At 38.4% G+C, this 1559-nt stretch carries 1 protein-coding gene and 1 pseudogene; both read right to left on the minus strand.

All coding sequences use genetic code 11. From position 1 onward, the window contains the following. Window positions 1-72 precede the first annotated feature (72 nt). Window positions 73-618 (minus strand): RNA polymerase sigma factor, encoded by a 546-nt coding sequence (locus LKD41_RS15515; protein WP_227573523.1) that lies wholly within the window; start codon window positions 616-618, stop codon window positions 73-75. A gap of 240 nt (window positions 619-858) precedes the next feature. Further along, window positions 859-1152: pseudogene (locus tag LKD41_RS15520) on the minus strand (DUF3879 family protein); the annotation flags it as partial. Window positions 1153-1559 lie beyond the last annotated feature (407 nt).

Below are 1559 nucleotides of genomic sequence, written 5' to 3' on the forward strand. Positions count from 1 at the left end.
TAAATATCTGCAATTTTCAAGGTTCATTTGAGCCTATTTTTCTTCGGCTCGTTTTTCATAGCTTACTTGACACTATCCAATCAAGTATTGCTTCATTTTCTCGCGGATACGGGTCAGCCGGACAGAAATATTTTTTTCTGAAAGCCCTACAAACTCGGCTATGTCCTTGTAGCTGTCGGAAAACCAATAGCGGCGCATAAAGATAACGCGGTTTTCGATAGTCAGCGTGTCTAAAAAAGACTCAATGATACAGGCTAACTCTCTGACCTCGATTTCTTCTTCAATGTTTTTCTGGTCTGCAATACAGGCTTCAATTTCCTCCAAAGCAATCGTGTAATGACTGCTTCGTTTGGCTGCTTCCTTTCTCCAATAGATTTTGAGCGAAATATTCCGAACGATTTTCAAAAGATACGACAACAATGGGTTAGGTCGTGCTGGGGGAATGGCGTTCCATGCACCTAAATAAGCGTCGTTTACACATTCCTCCGCGTCCTGTCTGCTCCCTACTATATGGTAGGAAAGATTGTGACAGGCTTTTCCATATTTTATGTCCAGTTCCCGTATGCCCTGTTCCGAACGCTCAAAAAACATTTCTATGATTTTTTCATCGTCTATCATCACACCGCCTCCTTACCGGCTTCACTCATATACTACGGTTTCAGCGGCAAACACTACATCTAATCCGAAACTTTTTTCAAAAAATTACCATTTTGCTTTATTATAAAATACATAATCGCAGAACATGCAACTCCTACAGGATATGTTATTGTCATAGATGCCATTCATATAATTGTTCACACTAGACATTTTATAATACCTCCATTCTTTCATTAGGCTTTCGCATTAAAAACCGCCTCAAATGATATGTTTATAACTGTTTCTGTTCTCATCCGTTACAGCAAGTCCTGTTAATCCGGTATTCGGATCAATCCAGTCTCCATTTTTGTCATACTGGCTCATCAGGTTCTTAATTGCCTGAACATTTGTAAACATTGCACCGTTTCCATTTTTCATCATCTCACTCAGTACTGCTTTATACTTTTTACTGTTTGTGTCGATCCCTGCTGCTTTTAATTGTTTCTGTACAGAACTGCTATTCATTTGATAATCTGGATTACCAAAGACTGTTGGTTTATCCTTCAGAATGTACAAGCGATCAGATAACCACCATTCTTGCACTTGTAGAAGCCTATCTTCGTACATATAAAACCCATGAAACAGAATAGCAGAAAGATTTTGATTTTCTCTTGATTATTTCTGCATTTTTCTGGATAAAAACAGGGCGGTCAGCTCTCCATAGCCTTCCACCCTGTCATCTTATCTTTTCATAGAAGAAACTATTGATTATATTGGCAATTCACAATCTTTTAGCCAAAATCGCAGTTCCAACCAAAGTACCGATTTGATATTTTCCTTTTACCGAACCTTCTTATGCCTTAATATCAAAACTTGATCTATCAGGTACAGAAATACTCACAGATCCTGCTACAAGGCTTTGTGTCATACTTTTTACATCAGTACCAGTTACGGATAAGGTATAATCACCCGTTTCCTTTCTT

Origin of the sequence: Roseburia sp. CLA-AA-H209, assembly GCF_020687575.1 — a bacterium.
Lineage (GTDB): Bacteria > Bacillota > Clostridia > Lachnospirales > Lachnospiraceae > Roseburia_C > Roseburia_C amylophila.